Annotated in this window: 1 protein-coding gene; it reads left to right on the top strand. The window is 43.9% G+C overall.

What is annotated here, in order from left to right:
* Nucleotides 1–847: transposase (locus tag UXI14_RS18055; RefSeq protein WP_335967366.1), on the top strand; the 847-nt coding region annotated here is incomplete at both ends.

Here is an 847-nt window from a genome sequence, read left to right as displayed (position 1 = left end):
CTCAGACCCCGACAGCCGGCATCAAATTGTAAGGGGGACTATTACCGAGGTCTGCTATACTGCACAGACCACTGTGGATGCCAAGCACAAGCTGTTTATCGATTACAAACTGACCAACCAGAACGACAAGAAAGCTATGGGGTTGATGCTCAGAAGGGCCAAGTCCATTTTACGGAACAATTCTTTTACCGCCCTGCATGACAAAGGCTTCCATGCCGGTAGCGAGTTCTATATTGCAGATCAGTTAGGAATCAAGACACTAGTGACAGTTCCTGCCATAGGGCGATCAAGCCAAGCTCCAAACCCCCATTACAACGCCGAACACTTTGTATACGATAAAGCATCGGATAGCTACACCTGCCCACAAGGACATCGTTTAACCTCCAACCAAACCCAGTACAAAGCCCGGAACTACACCTTTAAACAGTACAAAACCAAAGCCTGCAAAACCTGCCCGGTAAGAAGTGAGTGCACCACTTCTAAAGTCAATGGTAAAGTTGTCCAACGAAGTCAGTACACTGAACACATACAACGAAACATTGAACGGGCCGAAGCCAATGAAATGCTTTATAACAAAAGACAGGCCTTGGCGGAGCATCCTTTTGGAACTATAAAACGCCAATGGGGCTTTGATCATATAATGACCAAAAAAGGCATTAGGGCTGCATCGGCTGACCTTGGGCTGATCGCATTGGCCTATAATTTAAAAAGAATGTTCAAATTGGGGGTTGGACTGAAATACCAGTATAAATTGCTTAGAAGTGCAATTTTCACCTTGTTAAACTTAAAATCAAGCTTTCTAAGCTTCCTTAACCATGGAACAAACCAATATCAAATTAATTTGTTT

Origin of the sequence: Galbibacter sp. PAP.153 (assembly GCF_037029175.1) — a bacterium.
Classification (GTDB): domain Bacteria; phylum Bacteroidota; class Bacteroidia; order Flavobacteriales; family Flavobacteriaceae; genus Galbibacter; species Galbibacter pacificus.
Note: the sequence above shows the minus strand (reverse complement) of the source record. Positions and strands in the feature narration are given on the sequence as shown.